Annotated in this window: 14 protein-coding genes and 1 pseudogene; 6 read left to right on the top strand and 9 right to left on the bottom strand. The window is 58.2% G+C overall.

The window, feature by feature from the left end; translation table 11 throughout:
* Positions 1–128: 128 nt before the first annotated feature.
* From AC007G_RS12060 to ycaC, 3 genes are all read right to left on the bottom strand, one after another.
* Positions 129–902, bottom strand: coding sequence for a transporter substrate-binding domain-containing protein (locus AC007G_RS12060; RefSeq protein ID WP_479466613.1), 774 nt, complete (start codon positions 900–902; stop codon positions 129–131).
* 17 nt (positions 903–919) lie between these two features.
* Entirely contained in the window at positions 920–2,089 is a 1,170-nt protein-coding gene (locus AC007G_RS12065; protein WP_142630595.1) for a pyridoxal phosphate-dependent aminotransferase, read from the bottom strand.
* Between the two features lie 144 nt (positions 2,090–2,233).
* Positions 2,234–2,857, bottom strand: a complete 624-nt coding sequence (gene ycaC, locus AC007G_RS12070) for an isochorismate family cysteine hydrolase YcaC (RefSeq protein WP_032696300.1) — start codon at positions 2,855–2,857, stop codon at positions 2,234–2,236.
* A 188-nt stretch (positions 2,858–3,045) separates the two neighbouring features.
* On the opposite strand from ycaC, the gene AC007G_RS12075 reads away from it, so the two are divergent.
* Positions 3,046–3,894, top strand: a complete 849-nt coding sequence (locus AC007G_RS12075; RefSeq protein ID WP_032699998.1) for a LysR family transcriptional regulator — start codon at positions 3,046–3,048, stop codon at positions 3,892–3,894.
* On the opposite strand, the gene AC007G_RS12080 is transcribed toward AC007G_RS12075, so the two are convergent.
* Both AC007G_RS12080 and hglS read right to left on the bottom strand, forming a co-directional pair.
* Positions 3,881–5,389: a carboxylesterase/lipase family protein gene (locus tag AC007G_RS12080; protein WP_046852586.1), complete on the bottom strand. Its 1,509-nt coding sequence runs from the start codon at positions 5,387–5,389 to the stop codon at positions 3,881–3,883. The two genes, AC007G_RS12075 and AC007G_RS12080, sit on opposite strands and share 14 nt — an antisense overlap.
* A 56-nt stretch (positions 5,390–5,445) precedes the next feature.
* Positions 5,446–6,789 carry a 2-oxoadipate dioxygenase/decarboxylase HglS gene (hglS, locus tag AC007G_RS12085; RefSeq protein WP_032687922.1) on the bottom strand — a complete coding sequence of 448 codons (1,344 nt, stop codon included), beginning with the start codon at positions 6,787–6,789 and terminating at the stop codon, positions 5,446–5,448.
* A 242-nt stretch (positions 6,790–7,031) separates the two neighbouring features.
* Between hglS and pcaH the strand changes: the two genes are divergently transcribed.
* From pcaH to AC007G_RS12105, 4 genes and pseudogenes are all read left to right on the top strand, one after another.
* Positions 7,032–7,772 carry a protocatechuate 3,4-dioxygenase subunit beta gene (gene pcaH / locus AC007G_RS12090; protein ID WP_032687924.1) on the top strand — a complete coding sequence of 247 codons (741 nt, stop codon included), beginning with the start codon at positions 7,032–7,034 and terminating at the stop codon, positions 7,770–7,772.
* A complete protein-coding gene (pcaG, locus tag AC007G_RS12095) occupies positions 7,769–8,389 on the top strand; it encodes a protocatechuate 3,4-dioxygenase subunit alpha (protein ID WP_049267992.1) in 621 nt (206 codons plus the stop codon). The genes pcaH and pcaG overlap by 4 nt, the downstream gene beginning before the upstream one ends.
* Before the next feature lie 170 nt (positions 8,390–8,559).
* Positions 8,560–9,483 (top strand): LysR substrate-binding domain-containing protein, encoded by a 924-nt coding sequence (locus AC007G_RS12100; protein ID WP_004861430.1) that lies wholly within the window; start codon positions 8,560–8,562, stop codon positions 9,481–9,483.
* A 32-nt stretch (positions 9,484–9,515) separates the two neighbouring features.
* Positions 9,516–9,626 (top strand): annotated as a pseudogene (locus AC007G_RS12105) (hypothetical protein); the annotation flags it as partial.
* A 926-nt stretch (positions 9,627–10,552) separates the two neighbouring features.
* On the opposite strand, the gene AC007G_RS12110 reads toward AC007G_RS12105, so the two are convergent.
* The 4 genes from AC007G_RS12110 to cybB form a co-directional block, all read right to left on the bottom strand.
* Positions 10,553–11,671 carry an S-(hydroxymethyl)glutathione dehydrogenase/class III alcohol dehydrogenase gene (locus AC007G_RS12110; RefSeq protein WP_032687926.1) on the bottom strand — a complete coding sequence of 373 codons (1,119 nt, stop codon included), beginning with the start codon at positions 11,669–11,671 and terminating at the stop codon, positions 10,553–10,555.
* 24 nt (positions 11,672–11,695) lie between these two features.
* Positions 11,696–11,971 (bottom strand): metal/formaldehyde-sensitive transcriptional repressor, encoded by a 276-nt coding sequence (locus AC007G_RS12115; RefSeq protein ID WP_004861424.1) that lies wholly within the window; start codon positions 11,969–11,971, stop codon positions 11,696–11,698.
* Between the two features lie 105 nt (positions 11,972–12,076).
* Positions 12,077–12,550, bottom strand: a complete 474-nt coding sequence (locus tag AC007G_RS12120) for a GNAT family N-acetyltransferase (RefSeq protein WP_046852588.1) — start codon at positions 12,548–12,550, stop codon at positions 12,077–12,079.
* Between the two features lie 100 nt (positions 12,551–12,650).
* Entirely contained in the window at positions 12,651–13,178 is a 528-nt protein-coding gene (cybB, locus tag AC007G_RS12125) for a cytochrome b561 (RefSeq protein ID WP_032687928.1), read from the bottom strand.
* Positions 13,179–13,759: 581 nt separating this feature from the next.
* Between cybB and AC007G_RS12130 the strand changes: the two genes are divergently transcribed.
* Positions 13,760–13,903, top strand: coding sequence for a YnfU family zinc-binding protein (locus tag AC007G_RS12130; protein ID WP_232640664.1), 144 nt, complete (start codon positions 13,760–13,762; stop codon positions 13,901–13,903).
* Positions 13,904–13,912: the final 9 nt, after the last annotated feature.

Consider the following 13,912-nt stretch of genomic DNA (forward strand, 5'->3'; position numbering starts at 1 on the left):
GAATTTCGCCCACTCTAGACAAAAACGATTGATAATCCAATTGTTGGCGACAGAAAAAGCGTGAAAAAATTCTCTCCACCGAAGCGGACTGGATCCCCCCGCAGGTTTGCCCTGCGGAGGAAAGCGGGTTATTTGACGCTGACGTCGATACCCGGGTAGTATTTCGCCGCCAGACGGGTGATGGTGCCGTCAGCGCGAACTTTGTCGATTGCCGCATCGAGCTGTTTTTTGGTCGCCTCGTCGCCTTTGCGCAGGCCGTAGCCGATCCCGCTGCCGAGAATAGTATCGTCAGCCACCGGTTTGCCGATAAAGCCAAAGCCTTTGCCCTGCGGCTTGCTGAGGAAACCGGCCTGCCCGGCGGCAGACATCACCAGCGAAGCATCGATACGGCCGTTCAGCAGATCTGCCCACGCCATATTTTGATCTTTGTAGGACACCACCGTTACGCCATGCTTCTCCCAGTGCTCTTTGGCAAAGGTTTCCTGAATCGAACCTTGCAGCACGCCGATGGTTTTGCCTTTCAGCCCTTCCGGGGTGGTCTCCATGCCGCTATCGGCTTTACCGACCAGCTGCGAGGGGATGCGATAAATCGGCTGAGTAAAATCAATGCTTTTGCGTCGCTGTTCGGTGATATTCATCGCCGAGTTAATGGCGTCGAATTTCTTCGCCACCAGCCCCGGGATCAACGCATCAAACGAGGTCTCCACCCAGCTGCATTTCAGCTGAGCCGCCTTGCAAATGGCGTTTCCGAGGTCGATATCAAAACCTTCCAGCTCCCCTGCCGTATTGCGGCTTTCAAACGGCGGGTATTCCGCTTCCACGCCGTAGCGCAGTTCGCCGGCGGCAAACGCAGAGAAGGTACACATCATCCCCAAAGCAAGGGTAAGGGCTGTTATTTTCATCTTCATCGTGGGGCTCCTTAACGCGGCTTAACGTGACACAGTGCCTGCGCACCGGCCCGCAACGTGGCTTCATCTTTAGCAAAAGAGAGGCGAATCAGTTTGTTATCCGTACCATCCGTATAAAACGCCGACAGCGGGATCGTCGCCACGCCGTAGTCGGTTATCAGCCGCTTCACCATTTCGCTGTCGCTTTCGTCGCTGAAATGGCTGTAGTCCGCCAGCATGAAGAAAGAGCCGGCGCTCGGCAACAGACGGAACGGTGAGTCAGCCAGCAGCTGACGGAGTAAATCCCGCTTCTGCTGGTAGAACGGTGCCAGCGCAAGCCAGGACTGAGGATCGGTCATATGCTCAGCAAAGGCATATTGCATCGGCGTGTCGGCGGAGAACATCAGGAACTGGTGCACCTTGCAGATCTCATCCATCAGCGCCGCCGGCGCAACGCAATAGCCGACGCGCCAGCCGGTCACGTGGTAGGTCTTGCCGAACGATGAGATGATGACGCTGCGCTCAGCCAGCTGGGGATGGGTCGCCATCCCGTGGTGGTGTTCAGCGTCAAAAACCACGTGTTCATACACTTCGTCCGACAAAATCACGATATCGGTATTGCGCGTCAGCGCCGCCAGCTGGTCTAAATCAGCGCGGGAAAATACCTGGCCGCTGGGGTTATGCGGCGTATTGACAATAATCATCCGCGTACGCGGGGTGATGGCGGCGCGGACTTCATCCCAGTTGACGCTAAAATCAGGCACCGTCAGCTTGATAGCCACCGGCGTCGCCCCCTGCAAGCGGACAATCGGCGCATAGCTGTCGAATGAGGGTTCAAAGTAGATAACCTCATCGCCCGGATGCACCAGCCCACCGATAGCCGAGTAGATCCCCTGGCTGGCGCTGGCGGTAATCAGGACTTCGTGGTCGACGTCATAACGCGTGCCGTACAGGGCCGCAATCTTCCCGGCAATTCGCTCCTTCAGCGCTGGCAGGCCGGTCATCGGCGCATACTGGTTATACCCCTCCTCCATCGCCCGCGTGACCCCGGCAACCAGCCGGGCATCGCAGGCAAAATTCGGCGCGCCCTGAGAAAGGTTGATGGCATTATGCTGAGCGGAAAGTTGACCGATCACGGTAAAAATTGTCGTGCCGACATCCGGCAGTTTGGAGCGCGTGGTCACCGGGGAACTGAGACTCATAGTTAATCCTTTCTCATTTTATTTGCATAACCATTCAATCCAATGCGCTACCCGGCGACAACCGAATTGTTGTCATAGTAGCCATGCATTTTGATCATGCCTTGAGAAAAGAGACGGCCAGCCAGGGCTGGCCGGACGAGAAAACTACTTGCGGGTTAAGGTGTTAAAGCTGGTCATCAGATTGCGGTAATCGGGAATATGGTTGGAAAACAGCGTCCCCAGCCCCTCAACATCATTGCGCCAGTCGCGATGCAGCTCACACGCGGCGCCAAACCATGACATTAACTGCACGCCGGCCTGTGACATGCGATCCCAGGCAGCATCGCGGGTCATCGGGTTAAAGGTGCCGGAGGCATCGGTGATCACGAAGACCTCATATCCCTCTTCAATCGCCGACAGCGCCGGAAACGCCACGCAGACCTCGGTCACCACCCCGGCGATAATTAGCTGCTTTTTCCCCGTGGCTTTCACCGCGTTTACAAAGTCTTCGTTATCCCAGGCATTGATATTCCCCGGACGAGCAATATAGGGCGCATCCGGGAACTGCGCTTTGAGTTCCGGCACCAGCGGGCCGTTGGGGCCGTTCTCAAAGCTGGTGGTCAGGATGGTCGGCAGACCAAAATATTTCGCCATATCCCCCAGCGCCAGCACGTTGTTCTTGAATTTATCCGGGTCGATGTCGCGAACCAGAGACAACAGTCCTGCCTGATGATCTACCAGCAGCACCGCCGCCTCGTTCTTATCCAGACGTACGTAGGGTTTTGCCATGATTGACTCCTCATTTAAACATCAGGTTATCCCGCCAGCCTTTCCGCGCCGGCAGAGGTTTACTGCACAGGTCAAATCATAGTTTACTGGCGGGCTGAGGATTAGCCGGCAAAAGTGGGACGCAGTGTCCCATTCGCTGAACAAAGCGGGCATACTGTCCATGATCAAAATGCATAGCTGGAGATGAGATGTCGCGAAGCGCCCTGCCTTTTCATGCCGTGGAAACCTTTCTGGTCACCGCCAGGCACCTTAACTTAACCCATGCCGCGCGCGAACTCTGCCTGACTCAGGGCGCCGTCAGCCGCCAGATTGCGGCGCTGGAGGCGTGGTTTGGTTTCCCGCTTTTTGCCCGCCACGCGCGCGGCCTGCATCTTTCGCCGCAGGGCAGCGCCCTCTACCCGGAGCTCCAGTCGGCGTTTGGCCGTCTGATCGCAGTGGCAGAACAGGCTCGTCAGCAGCAGACCGTGGTACGCCTGAAGGCGCCGACCTGTGCCATTCGCTGGCTGGTTCCCCGGCTGGTGGCTATCGAGCGGCGTCACCCGGAACTGCAAATCGCCCTGACCACCACCACGGAACATAGCGTCAACTTCAGGACCGAACCCTATGACGCCGCCATCGTCTTCGGGACTCACCACAGCGTCGGCGATCTGCTGTTTGAAGAGGCGCTGACGCCGGTCTGTAACGGTATCCTGACGGGGGACAACATGCTAAACGACGTCACGTTTTTGCACCCGACCCGGGATAAGACCGACTGGTCGCTATGGCTGGCGGCATTCTCACCCGAGGCCCCACTACTGATGCGTAAAAACCAGCACTTCGACACCATGGATCTGGCGATCACCGCGGCCATGCAGGGGCTGGGCGTCGCCATGGCTGACGCCACCCTGGTGGCTGAAGATGTCCGCGCCGGCCGCCTGGCGCGCCCTTTCACCCTAAGCGTAAAAACCGGCGCCAGCTACCGGCTGGTAGTCCGTAGCTCGCAGAGCAAAGCCGACGGTCTGGCGCGATTTCGAGAGGAGCTGGTTAATCCAGCGTAACGTGGTGGCGCATGACCCGGCGAAACAGCGCCAGCCGGGCGCGCATAAAGCGGTTTTCCAGCTTAAATCCGACCCGCTTATGCAGCCCGATGCGCAGCAGACGATCGCGCCCGCGCAGGCTGGCGGGCCAGCGTACCGCCCCCGGCAGTTCGCTACAGCGATGCCCGGCAAGGCGGGCGAAGTTCGCCCAGTAATCGGCGACCTGGGCGGCAAACGCGCGGTCTTCCTCGTCGGCATAGGTGCGCACCGGCTCGGCCAGGGTGAGCGTGTCAAACACATAGGGCACTTCATCGCCGTGCCACGCCCCGTGCGGACAGGTTTCATCGGCGGCACGGGGAACATAGTCAAACCAGTAGCGCCAGCACGGCTGCCCTACCCGCTGCTGGGCCTGCATCACCACATAGCCCAGCGTGGTGAAGGCCATATCGCGGCACACTTCGCGTCCCAGATTCTCATCCCCCTTCACGCCGGGATAGAGTAGTTTGATCAGGCCGAGGCCAAACCGCCGCTCGCGGCGCAGTTTCTGGATCTGCCCGGCGATATCGACGCCGAATACCGCCATCACGCTGGCCTCGTCGCTGTTAGAGCCAACCATCACCGGCATCGGGTGCTGGCGGCCGGCAAAAAACGCCTCCAGCATCGGCTGCGGTAACACCGCATCGCCGACGATCGGTACCGGTCCGGTATTCAGCGGCGCGGTCAGCGACCAGAATGCCTCCGCGGGAATCGCCCGCAGCTGTGCGGCGCTGGCCTGAGGCAGCGAGAAGTGTTCCGCCAGCAAACGCCCTTTCTCCAGCGCGTTTTCTCGCGGCAGATCCGGCAGCGTATAGCCGCTCTGGATGATGGCCTTATGGAACAGTCCGCGGGATTTCGGCGATACCATTAGTGAGAGCACGCTGCGCGCCCCGGCCGACTCGCCAAACAGGGTGACGTTGGTGGCGTCGCCGCCAAAAGCGTGAATATTATCCTGCACCCATTGCAGCGCGGCAATTTGGTCAAGGAGGGCGAAATTATAGACTCGTTCGCCGTCTTCCCCTTCCAGCGCCGGATGGGCGAAGAACCCCAGATGCCCCAGCCGATAGTTGACGGTCACCACCACCACGTCGCGAGCCGCCAGCGCTTTACCATCGTAAGGGGGCAGGCTGCCGGCGCCAATGGTAAACCCGCCGCCGTGCAGCCAGACCATGACCGGCAGCGGCTGAGTGCGTCCGGCGGGTGCCCAGACGTTAAGGTAGAGACAATCTTCTGAGAAGCGACCGGGATCGCCGCCGCCCAGCTCGCGGCAGTACTCAATATCTTGCCAGCTGGCGGCGGAGAAGGTGTCGGCCTGGCGGACGCCCTGCCAGCGCGCGGGCGGTTGCGGCGCGCGCCAGCGGAGTTCGCCGACCGGCGGCGCCGCAAAGGGAATGCCGCGCCAGAGATGAATGCCCTGTTCAGTGATGCCGGATAACGTCCCCTGCCGGGTTTTGACCAGTGGGGTAGACGGGTTCTGCATGACCTGCTTCCTTTTACTGACTGTCGTCAATGATTCATGTCAGCAGAGTACCGGTTTCAGAGCAGACCGCAACGACGTTTACTGCGCTCCTCGGCCTGTTGATAGAGAGCAAACTCGTCCAGCACCGGGCAACCCAACGCCGTTTCAAAGGCGTCACGGCTGGCATTGCCATGGCTGCGGGCCTGAATGTCATTGCCAAGATTTGACTGGAAAATCCCTGCCGCGCTCACCGGTAAAAAATCTTCATAAATAATCGGTTGCGCCACCACCCAGCCGCGTTCGATTAACGGCTGCGGATCGTCGCCGGGGCCAAAGGCATGACGATGGGCTTCCCCGGCGGGGGTCAGGCGATAGCGGAACCACGCCAGCCCCTGCTGACGCAGCAGGAATTCGCTGTCCGGGAACTGGCTGAACACCTCCTGCAGATGGCGCTGATGGTGGAGGTTGTCTTTCCCGACGCCAGCTTCGTTCAGTAAGCGATCGTACAGCGCCCGGCCTTTCGGCGTCAGCGCAATCCCGCGTTGCTCTATCTCGCCAAAACGCGCGCTGTGGGTCCCCTGGTGCTCCCCGGCAAACACCACCGGTTCTTCGAGGGCCTTAAAACTGGTCTGGCGCAGCAGAATCGGCACCTCACGACGCGGCGGCCCTTCAATTAATGCCTTCGGTACCATCCCGCACTCCGGCATCAGCGCCTGAACCCGGTCGATATCCAGCGTGCGCGGCGTCAGGTGGTTGATATGGCAGCCGGGGAAGCAGACCACATCGGCAATCAGCCGGTGCTCATTATGCAGCGCATAATAGGTGTCGGCGTCCACCGTTGCGTGGCTGTGCCAGCGGAACGTCTCCAGCGCCTGGTGGACAAATTCCCGAGCCTGCGCCGGCGAAAAGTGGCCCTGCTCTTCGTGCACAGCGATGAGCTCACGACAGCGGGGAGTAAAAATATCGCGCCGGGCGAGGATCGCCGCCGCACGCTGGCGCAGCTCAACGTTGGCAATCAGTTCCAGACGCAGCAGCGAGGTAAAAATACGAAACGGATTGCGCGCCAGCGCCGCGTCATCAATCGGGCGAAACGCGGTAGAGTGCACCGGCACGCCGGCCTGCGACAGATCGTAATAGCTGACGGGGAACATCCCCATAATGGCAAACATACGCCGCAGCGTCGCCAGTTCTTCCGCCGTGCCAACGCGGATCGCGCCGTGGCGCTCGACGTTAAGTCGCGACAGCTCATCGGCATTCGCCAGTTGCTCATGCAGTTTAGGATTATGCTCCAGCACCGCCAGATTTACGTCCGCCACCAGCTCCAGTAACGTCCCGTACTGTGGAACTTCCTGCTGGTACATCGCCGACATTGCCTGCGAAAAGTTTTCCCGAATCTCATCAGCCGTGATGGTGTTCGCCATGATGCCTTACCTCCAGTGAATACTTCCTGGAGTGTAGAAAAGGCCCATGGCAACGGCGGGAAGAATTTACAAATTGTGATGCGGATAACCTGCCTCACTCCTCGGTGCCGTCCTGAGCATAACCGTGGGTTATGCAAAACGACCATTAATTTCACTTTAAATTAACAAAGCATTTACACACACTGTTTCTGGCGATATGACAATAAAAAGCCCTCTACCGATAAAAACGGAGCCACTACCCTATGAATGATAAATGGTCACCGCGCGAGGTTGTGCATCGCGACTATAGCAGTCACCCGCCCGCCTTTGCGCCGGGCTACAAAACCAGCGTCCTGCGCTCACCGCGCAATGCACTGATCTCGCTACAGAATTCCCTGTCTGAAATTACCGGCCCGGTATTCGGTCACGACGATCTCGGGCCGCTGGATCATGACCTGATCCTTAATTACGCCAAAGAAGGTCTGCCTATTGGCGAGCGTATTATTGTCCACGGCTACGTGCGCGACGGCTTCGGCCGGCCGATGAAAAACACGCTGGTCGAGGTGTGGCAGGCCAACGCCGGCGGCCGCTATCGGCATAAAAAGGATCAGTATCTGGCGCCCATCGACCCCAATTTCGGCGGCTGCGGTCGGGTACTGACGGATGAAAACGGCTATTACTGCTTCCGCACCATTAAGCCAGGCCCCTATCCGTGGCGTAATCAGGTCAGCGACTGGCGCCCGGCACATATTCACTTTTCCCTCTCCGGGGAGGCGTGGGCGCAGCGCCTGATTACGCAAATGTATTTCGAGGGCGACCCGTTAATTAAACAGTGTCCGATCGTCAAAACCATTAATAACGACGATGCGGTTCGCACGCTGATTGCCGAACTCGACACCCATGCCGCCGTACCGCTGGATTGCCTCGCCTATCGCTTTGATCTTGTGCTGCGCGGCCATCGCGCCACGCTGTTTGAAAATCGTACCCAGGGGGCCGCCCGATGAAAGACTATTTAGCCGAAACCGCCTCGCAGACCGCCGGGCCCTATGTGCATATCGGCCTCGCCCCCGACGCCGCCGGTTTTCATATCTTTGAAAACAATTTCGGCCCGCAGCTCACCACGCCGGACACCGAAGGTGAGCGCATTACTATCGAAGGCCGGGTAATCGATGGTTCCGGAACGCCGGTGCGAGATGTGCTGCTGGAGCTCTGGCAGGCCAACGCCGCCGGGCGCTATCACCACCCCGACGATCGTCAGCAGCACAAAAAAATCGATCCGACCTTTCGCGGCTGGGGCCGCAGCTGCTCGGACTTTTCCTCGGGCATCTGGCGCTTTGAGACCATCAAGCCGGGAGCCGTCGTCGGCCGCGATGGCCGGATGATGGCGCCGCACGTCAATTTGTGGGTGGTGGCGCGAGGCATCAATATTGGTCTCAACACGCGGATGTACTTTTGCGACGAGCAGGAGGCGAACCTGACCGATCCGGTGCTGAATCTGATTGAGTGGGAGGTGCGTCGCCAGACGTTGATTGCCCAACGCGAAGTGCGCGGCAATGAAATCGTCTACCGTTTTGATATTCACCTGCAGGGTGAGAACGAAACCGTCTTCTTTGATATCTGAGTGACTTTCCGCCTGATTTTGCCCCGACCCGGATCGGGGCGTCTGTTTTTTCAGCAAAATAAAAAATTTGTAATACAAGAGAGTGAAATGTTAATAATATTTTGCTATCAGGTTATCAAATTTCAATAACTTCGCTTGTCACCCACAGCGCTCTGTTTTTAACATCAACTATGGAAAAAAATGGTCTTTTTAGTCAGCGCATTCGCTTGCGCCATCTACACACCTTCGTGGCCGTCGCTCAACAGGGAACGCTGGGGCGTGCGGCTGAAACACTCAATCTAAGCCAACCTGCCTTATCAAAAACGCTCAATGAGCTGGAGCAGTTGACCGGTACGCGACTGTTTGAACGCGGGCGGTTGGGCGCTCAGCTGACGCTGGTCGGCGAACAGTTTCTCACCCATGCGGTTAAGGTCCTCGACGCGCTGAATACGGCAGGCCAGGCGCTTAACCGCAAAGAGGGGCTGAATAACGATGTGGTACGCATCGGCGCACTCCCGACCGCCGCCTTAGGTATTTTGCCCACCGTCATCGGCCAGTTTCACAAGCAGCAAAAAGATATCACCCTGCAGGTGGCGACCATGAACAACACCATGCTGCTGGCGGGCTTAAAATCGGGAGAAATCGATATTGGGATCGGCCGCATGTCTGACCCGGAGCTGATGAGCGGCCTCAACTACGAGCTGCTGTTCCTCGAATCCCTGAAGCTGGTGGTGCGTCCCGGCCATCCGCTATTGCAGGAAACCGTAACCCTCAGCCGGGTGATGGAGTGGCCGGTCGTCGTCTCCCCTAAAGGCACCATTCCGCGGCAGAATGCGGAAACGCTGCTGCAAAGTCAGGGGTGTAAAATCCCCGCCGGCTGTATCGAAACCCTCTCCGCGTCGCTCTCGCGTCAGCTGACCGTGGATTATGACTACATCTGGTTCGTCCCTTCCGGCGCGGTCAAAGACGACCTGCGCCGCGGGCTGCTGACCGCTCTGCCGGTGCCCACCCAGGGGGCGGGCGAACCGATCGGCATTTTGACGCGCGTCGATGCCACATTCTCCTCCGGCGCACAAACTTTACTCAGCGCCATTCGCAAATCCATGCCGGCATAATGAACGCCGGAGAGGGCATCTGATACCCTCTCCGGCATTTGTCGCAGTTAGGTATTCCGTGCCAGAAACCGCCGTGCGGTACCCTGTCCGCGGTGGATCTGAAGAGCGGTAAACAGGTGCGGCAGATGCCGATAGGCACCGTAGTACCTTTATCATCAACGCCGGCGGTGCTCATCAGTCTCCGGATCGCGGCGATGGCCTCATTGCCTGTGCGTTACCGGAACAGAAGTAAGCATCAGGGCCCCGGACGGGGTACTGATGACTGGCAACGCATGCGCTTCTGCAATTTGCCCGGCGGCGCTACACTTGCGCGGGCCTACCCGGACCTACCCGGAACAACGCTTACGCGGTCCTGCCGGAACAGCGCTTGCACGGACCTGCCGCGAACAACGATTACGCGGACTACCGGAACAGCGCTTTTGTAGGTCGGGTCAGGCGTCAGCCGCCACCCGACGGAAGCCAGCGCAATCGCTAAACCATTTTATCTCTGCCCCGGACGAGGTCCTGACGGCTGGCAAGGCATGCGCTTTTGCAATTTGCCCGGCGGCGCTACGCTTGCACGGGCCTACCCGGAAACAACGCTTGCACGGGCCTACCCGGAAACAACGCTTGCGCGGGCCTGCCGCGAACAACGCTTACGCGGACTACCGGAGCAGCGCTTTTGTAGGTCGGGTCAGGCGTCAGCCGCCACCCGACGGAAGCCAGCGCAATCGCTAAACCATTTTATCTCTGCCCCAGACGAGGTCCTGATGACTGGCAAGGCATACGCTTCTGCAATTTGCCCGGCGGCGCTACGCTTGCACGGGCCTACAGGAACAGCGCTTACGCGGACTACCGGAACAACGCTTACGCGGGCCTACCCGGACAACGCTTACGCGGACCTGCCGCGAACAACGATTATGCGGACTACCGGAACAGCGCTTTTGTAGGTCGGGTCAGGCGTCAGCCGCCACCCGACGCAGGGGCGTCGCGAACCGCCGCGATGGCTGAGCGGGTATGAAAATCTGCGGCAGAGTCATCTCTGTTTAGCAATAACCCGGGCATGCCCGGGTTATGTTTGGTCTGAAAATCAATTCTCGCCGAAATGAATGACGGTACGAATTGATTTCCCTTCATGCATCAAATCAAAAGCCTCGTTAATCTGCTCCAGCGGCAGGCGGTGGGTGATAAACGGATCGAGGTCGATTTTACCGGCCATCGCGTCTTCAACCATACCCGGCAGCTGGGTGCGCCCTTTCACCCCGCCGAATGCCGAACCGCGCCATACGCGCCCGGTCACCAGCTGGAACGGACGGGTTTTGATCTCCTGGCCCGCACCGGCAACGCCGATAATCACGCTCTCACCCCAGCCTTTATGGCAGCACTCGAGCGCCGCACGCATCACGTTCACGTTGCCGATACATTCGAAGCTGAAGTCCACGCCGCCATCGGTGAGCTCAACGATCACATCCTGAACCGGCTTATCATAATCCTTCGGGTTGATAAAATCGGTCGCCCCCATCTCTTTGGCGAGGGTGAATTTTTCCGGGTTGGTATCCACCGCCAGAATGCGCCCGGCTTTCGCCTGCACCGCTCCCTGGATGACCGCCAGACCAATCCCGCCGAGGCCAAAGACCGCCACGGTATCGCCCTCTTTAACTTTCGCGGTGTTGTGAACGGCGCCGATACCGGTGGTCACGCCGCAGCCCAGCAGACAAACTTTATCCAGCGGCGCCTGCGGGTTCACCTTCGCCAGTGAAATTTCGGCGACCACGGTGTATTCGCTGAAGGTGCTGGTGCCCATGTAGTGGTACACCGGCTCGCCGTTATAGGAAAAACGGGTGGTGCCATCCGGCATCAGGCCTTTCCCCTGGGTGGCACGTACCGCCTGGCAGAGGTTAGTTTTACCGGATTTACAGAATTTGCACTCGCGGCACTCTGCGGTATACAGCGGGATAACGTGATCGCCAGGCTGCAGGCTGGTGACGCCTTCGCCAACTTCGACCACGATACCGCCACCTTCGTGACCCAGCACGGCCGGGAACACCCCTTCCGGATCGTCACCGGAGAGCGTAAACGCATCGGTATGACAGACGCCGGTGTGGGTAATTTTGACCAGCACTTCACCTTTTTTCGGCGGAGCAACGTCAATTTCAACAATCTTCAGCGGCTGGCCTGGGCCAAACGCGACAGCTGCACGTGATTTCATAACCGTCTCTTCCTTCGTGATGATTTATTTTAAATAGGATCGTAGCAGATGACCGACTTCCGCCATTCTGGCCGCTCGCTGATCCGGGGTCGTTTCGCCGCTGACCAGCTCGTCCTGGAGGTGGATTTCCACCATTTCGCCCATCAGGCCGTTGGTCGCCCCGCGGATGGAGGCAATCTGCTGCAGAATCGACATGCAGGATTCGCCGGACTCCAGCGCCCTTTCCAGGGCTTCAACCTGCCCGCGAATGCGACGTACGCGGCTGAGCGCGCGTTTTTTGTCTTCAGGTGAATGTGGCACGATGACGCCCTCAATATTGTATAGGGGGGTATACTATATTTTATTAAGCAAAGTGGCAAACTAAAACGCCGCTTTAAACCGTAGCACAGCGGCGAGCCGTTGAGGTTAGTTGAGCCGGAGCACCATCTCCACGCAGCGTAAATCCGCCTTCGCCAGCTTAGACGGCAGCAGCTTTTCGCGCACGGCGACAAAACCATGGCGCAGATAAAAACCGGCCGCATTCGGCGTCGCTTCCAGCGTCAGGCGCTGGAGATTCCGCCGCCGCGCTTCGGCGATGATGGTCGTCAAAATCATTCCGGCGCAGCCTTTTCCGCCCCATGCGGGCAAGGTAAAGATGGCTTCCACGCTGGCCGCGCGCAGATCAAGATAGCCGGTCGCCACCGGGCGCCCACTCTCTTCCTCAACGACAAAAAAGGGGTTGTCGCGCACCGCATGGCGATACCCTTCCGGCATCGTATCCGGCGTCCAGGCCTCGAGGACCGCGGCTGCGTAGCTCTCACGACAGCCGTTGCGAATGGCCTGATTGCGGATGATCCATAGCGCAGGTGCCTCATCCGGCACGGCAAGTCTGACCTTCATGTTGGGCTCCTTTTTCCTCAGTCCGTCTCAGATCTACCACAGCCAGCGGCGAAAGAATAAAAAAACCCCGCTCGGCAGCGGGGTCAGGGGGTCGAGGTGATTAGCGCTTACGCGGCATCATCCGCAGCAGCGTATTATCTTTCCACAGATAGTGGTGCAGCAGCGCGGCCAGCGCGTGCGCGCCAATGATAAAGTAGCCGGTATTCGCCAGCAGGCTATGTACGCCCTTCAGCGTATCCACCAGCTCGAACTGACTTTGCGCCGCAAACGGCATGGTCAGGCCGAAGGCAAACCACGGATTACCACGGTAATACATCATCACCAGACCGACGATCGGCTGGGCGATAAACAGCAGATAGATAATCAGATGCCCCAGATGGGCAAAACCGGTCATCATCGGCGACGGTTTCGGTACAATCGGCGGCGCCGGGTACTTCAGGCGGACCAGCAGGCGCGCGACCATCAACACAAGGATGGCCACCCCGCAGGAAACGTGAATCATATTAATGACCGGACGGTCGCTGCGGGGAAAAAAACCGCGAAGTTCCATGGTGGCATAGGCGCCAACCACCAATAAAAAGACCAGCCAGTGGATACCTGTTTGCAGGCCAGTGTATTTATCGCGCATGGTAAACCCTTAACAAAACTGTGATGCCGACAACATAACGACCTTTCCTGAGAAATTCATTAACTTTTACGTACTTATAAGAAACAATTGCCGGTAAGCATCTATTTTCAACAAAAGCAATGAGTTACTCGTGTTTCCCGTGGCCTGTGCAAGGTGCTTTGCCGCCATTCAACCGCGCCAAAACCGGCTCCCACTCCCGCTGTTATCGCCAAATCTCCCCCCATGAATAGCGCCGCGCTCTTTTGCTTTATTCCGCAAGATATTGATGTACCGGCAGATTTATCCGTTTCAGGTCATGATCTTGCCGTCAGCCCTGCCCCTTTGACGTGACAACGTCACACATCACGTCACCGTCCGGCTGCTGATGTTACGGTTTTTGCTTGCGATGACGACAGATTGCGATAACGGTCCGCACGGCGGCAATCGAGGAGATGAAAAACAATGCCTTAAGCAAAACCGGCTGCAGAGAAGATCCCTACAGGATGGGGGCACACATTAAACAGATTAAATTTTAGCCATACGTGGTACACTGGCGCACATTCATTGAAAGGTTAATCATCATGTCTTTTCTCGATTACGCAATGAAGTTCATCGGTAGCGCATCCACGTCCACCATCACCTGTCCCGTCTGTGGCTTATCATCAACCCAGTCCACCTCTAAGATTCGCTTAAAACAGGCCATGCTGTGCCCCGGATGCAAGGCCATTTTTGTCTCGACACGCTAGCCAGCTTCT

The sequence above is a fragment of the Klebsiella sp. CSG-1 genome, assembly GCF_056521145.1.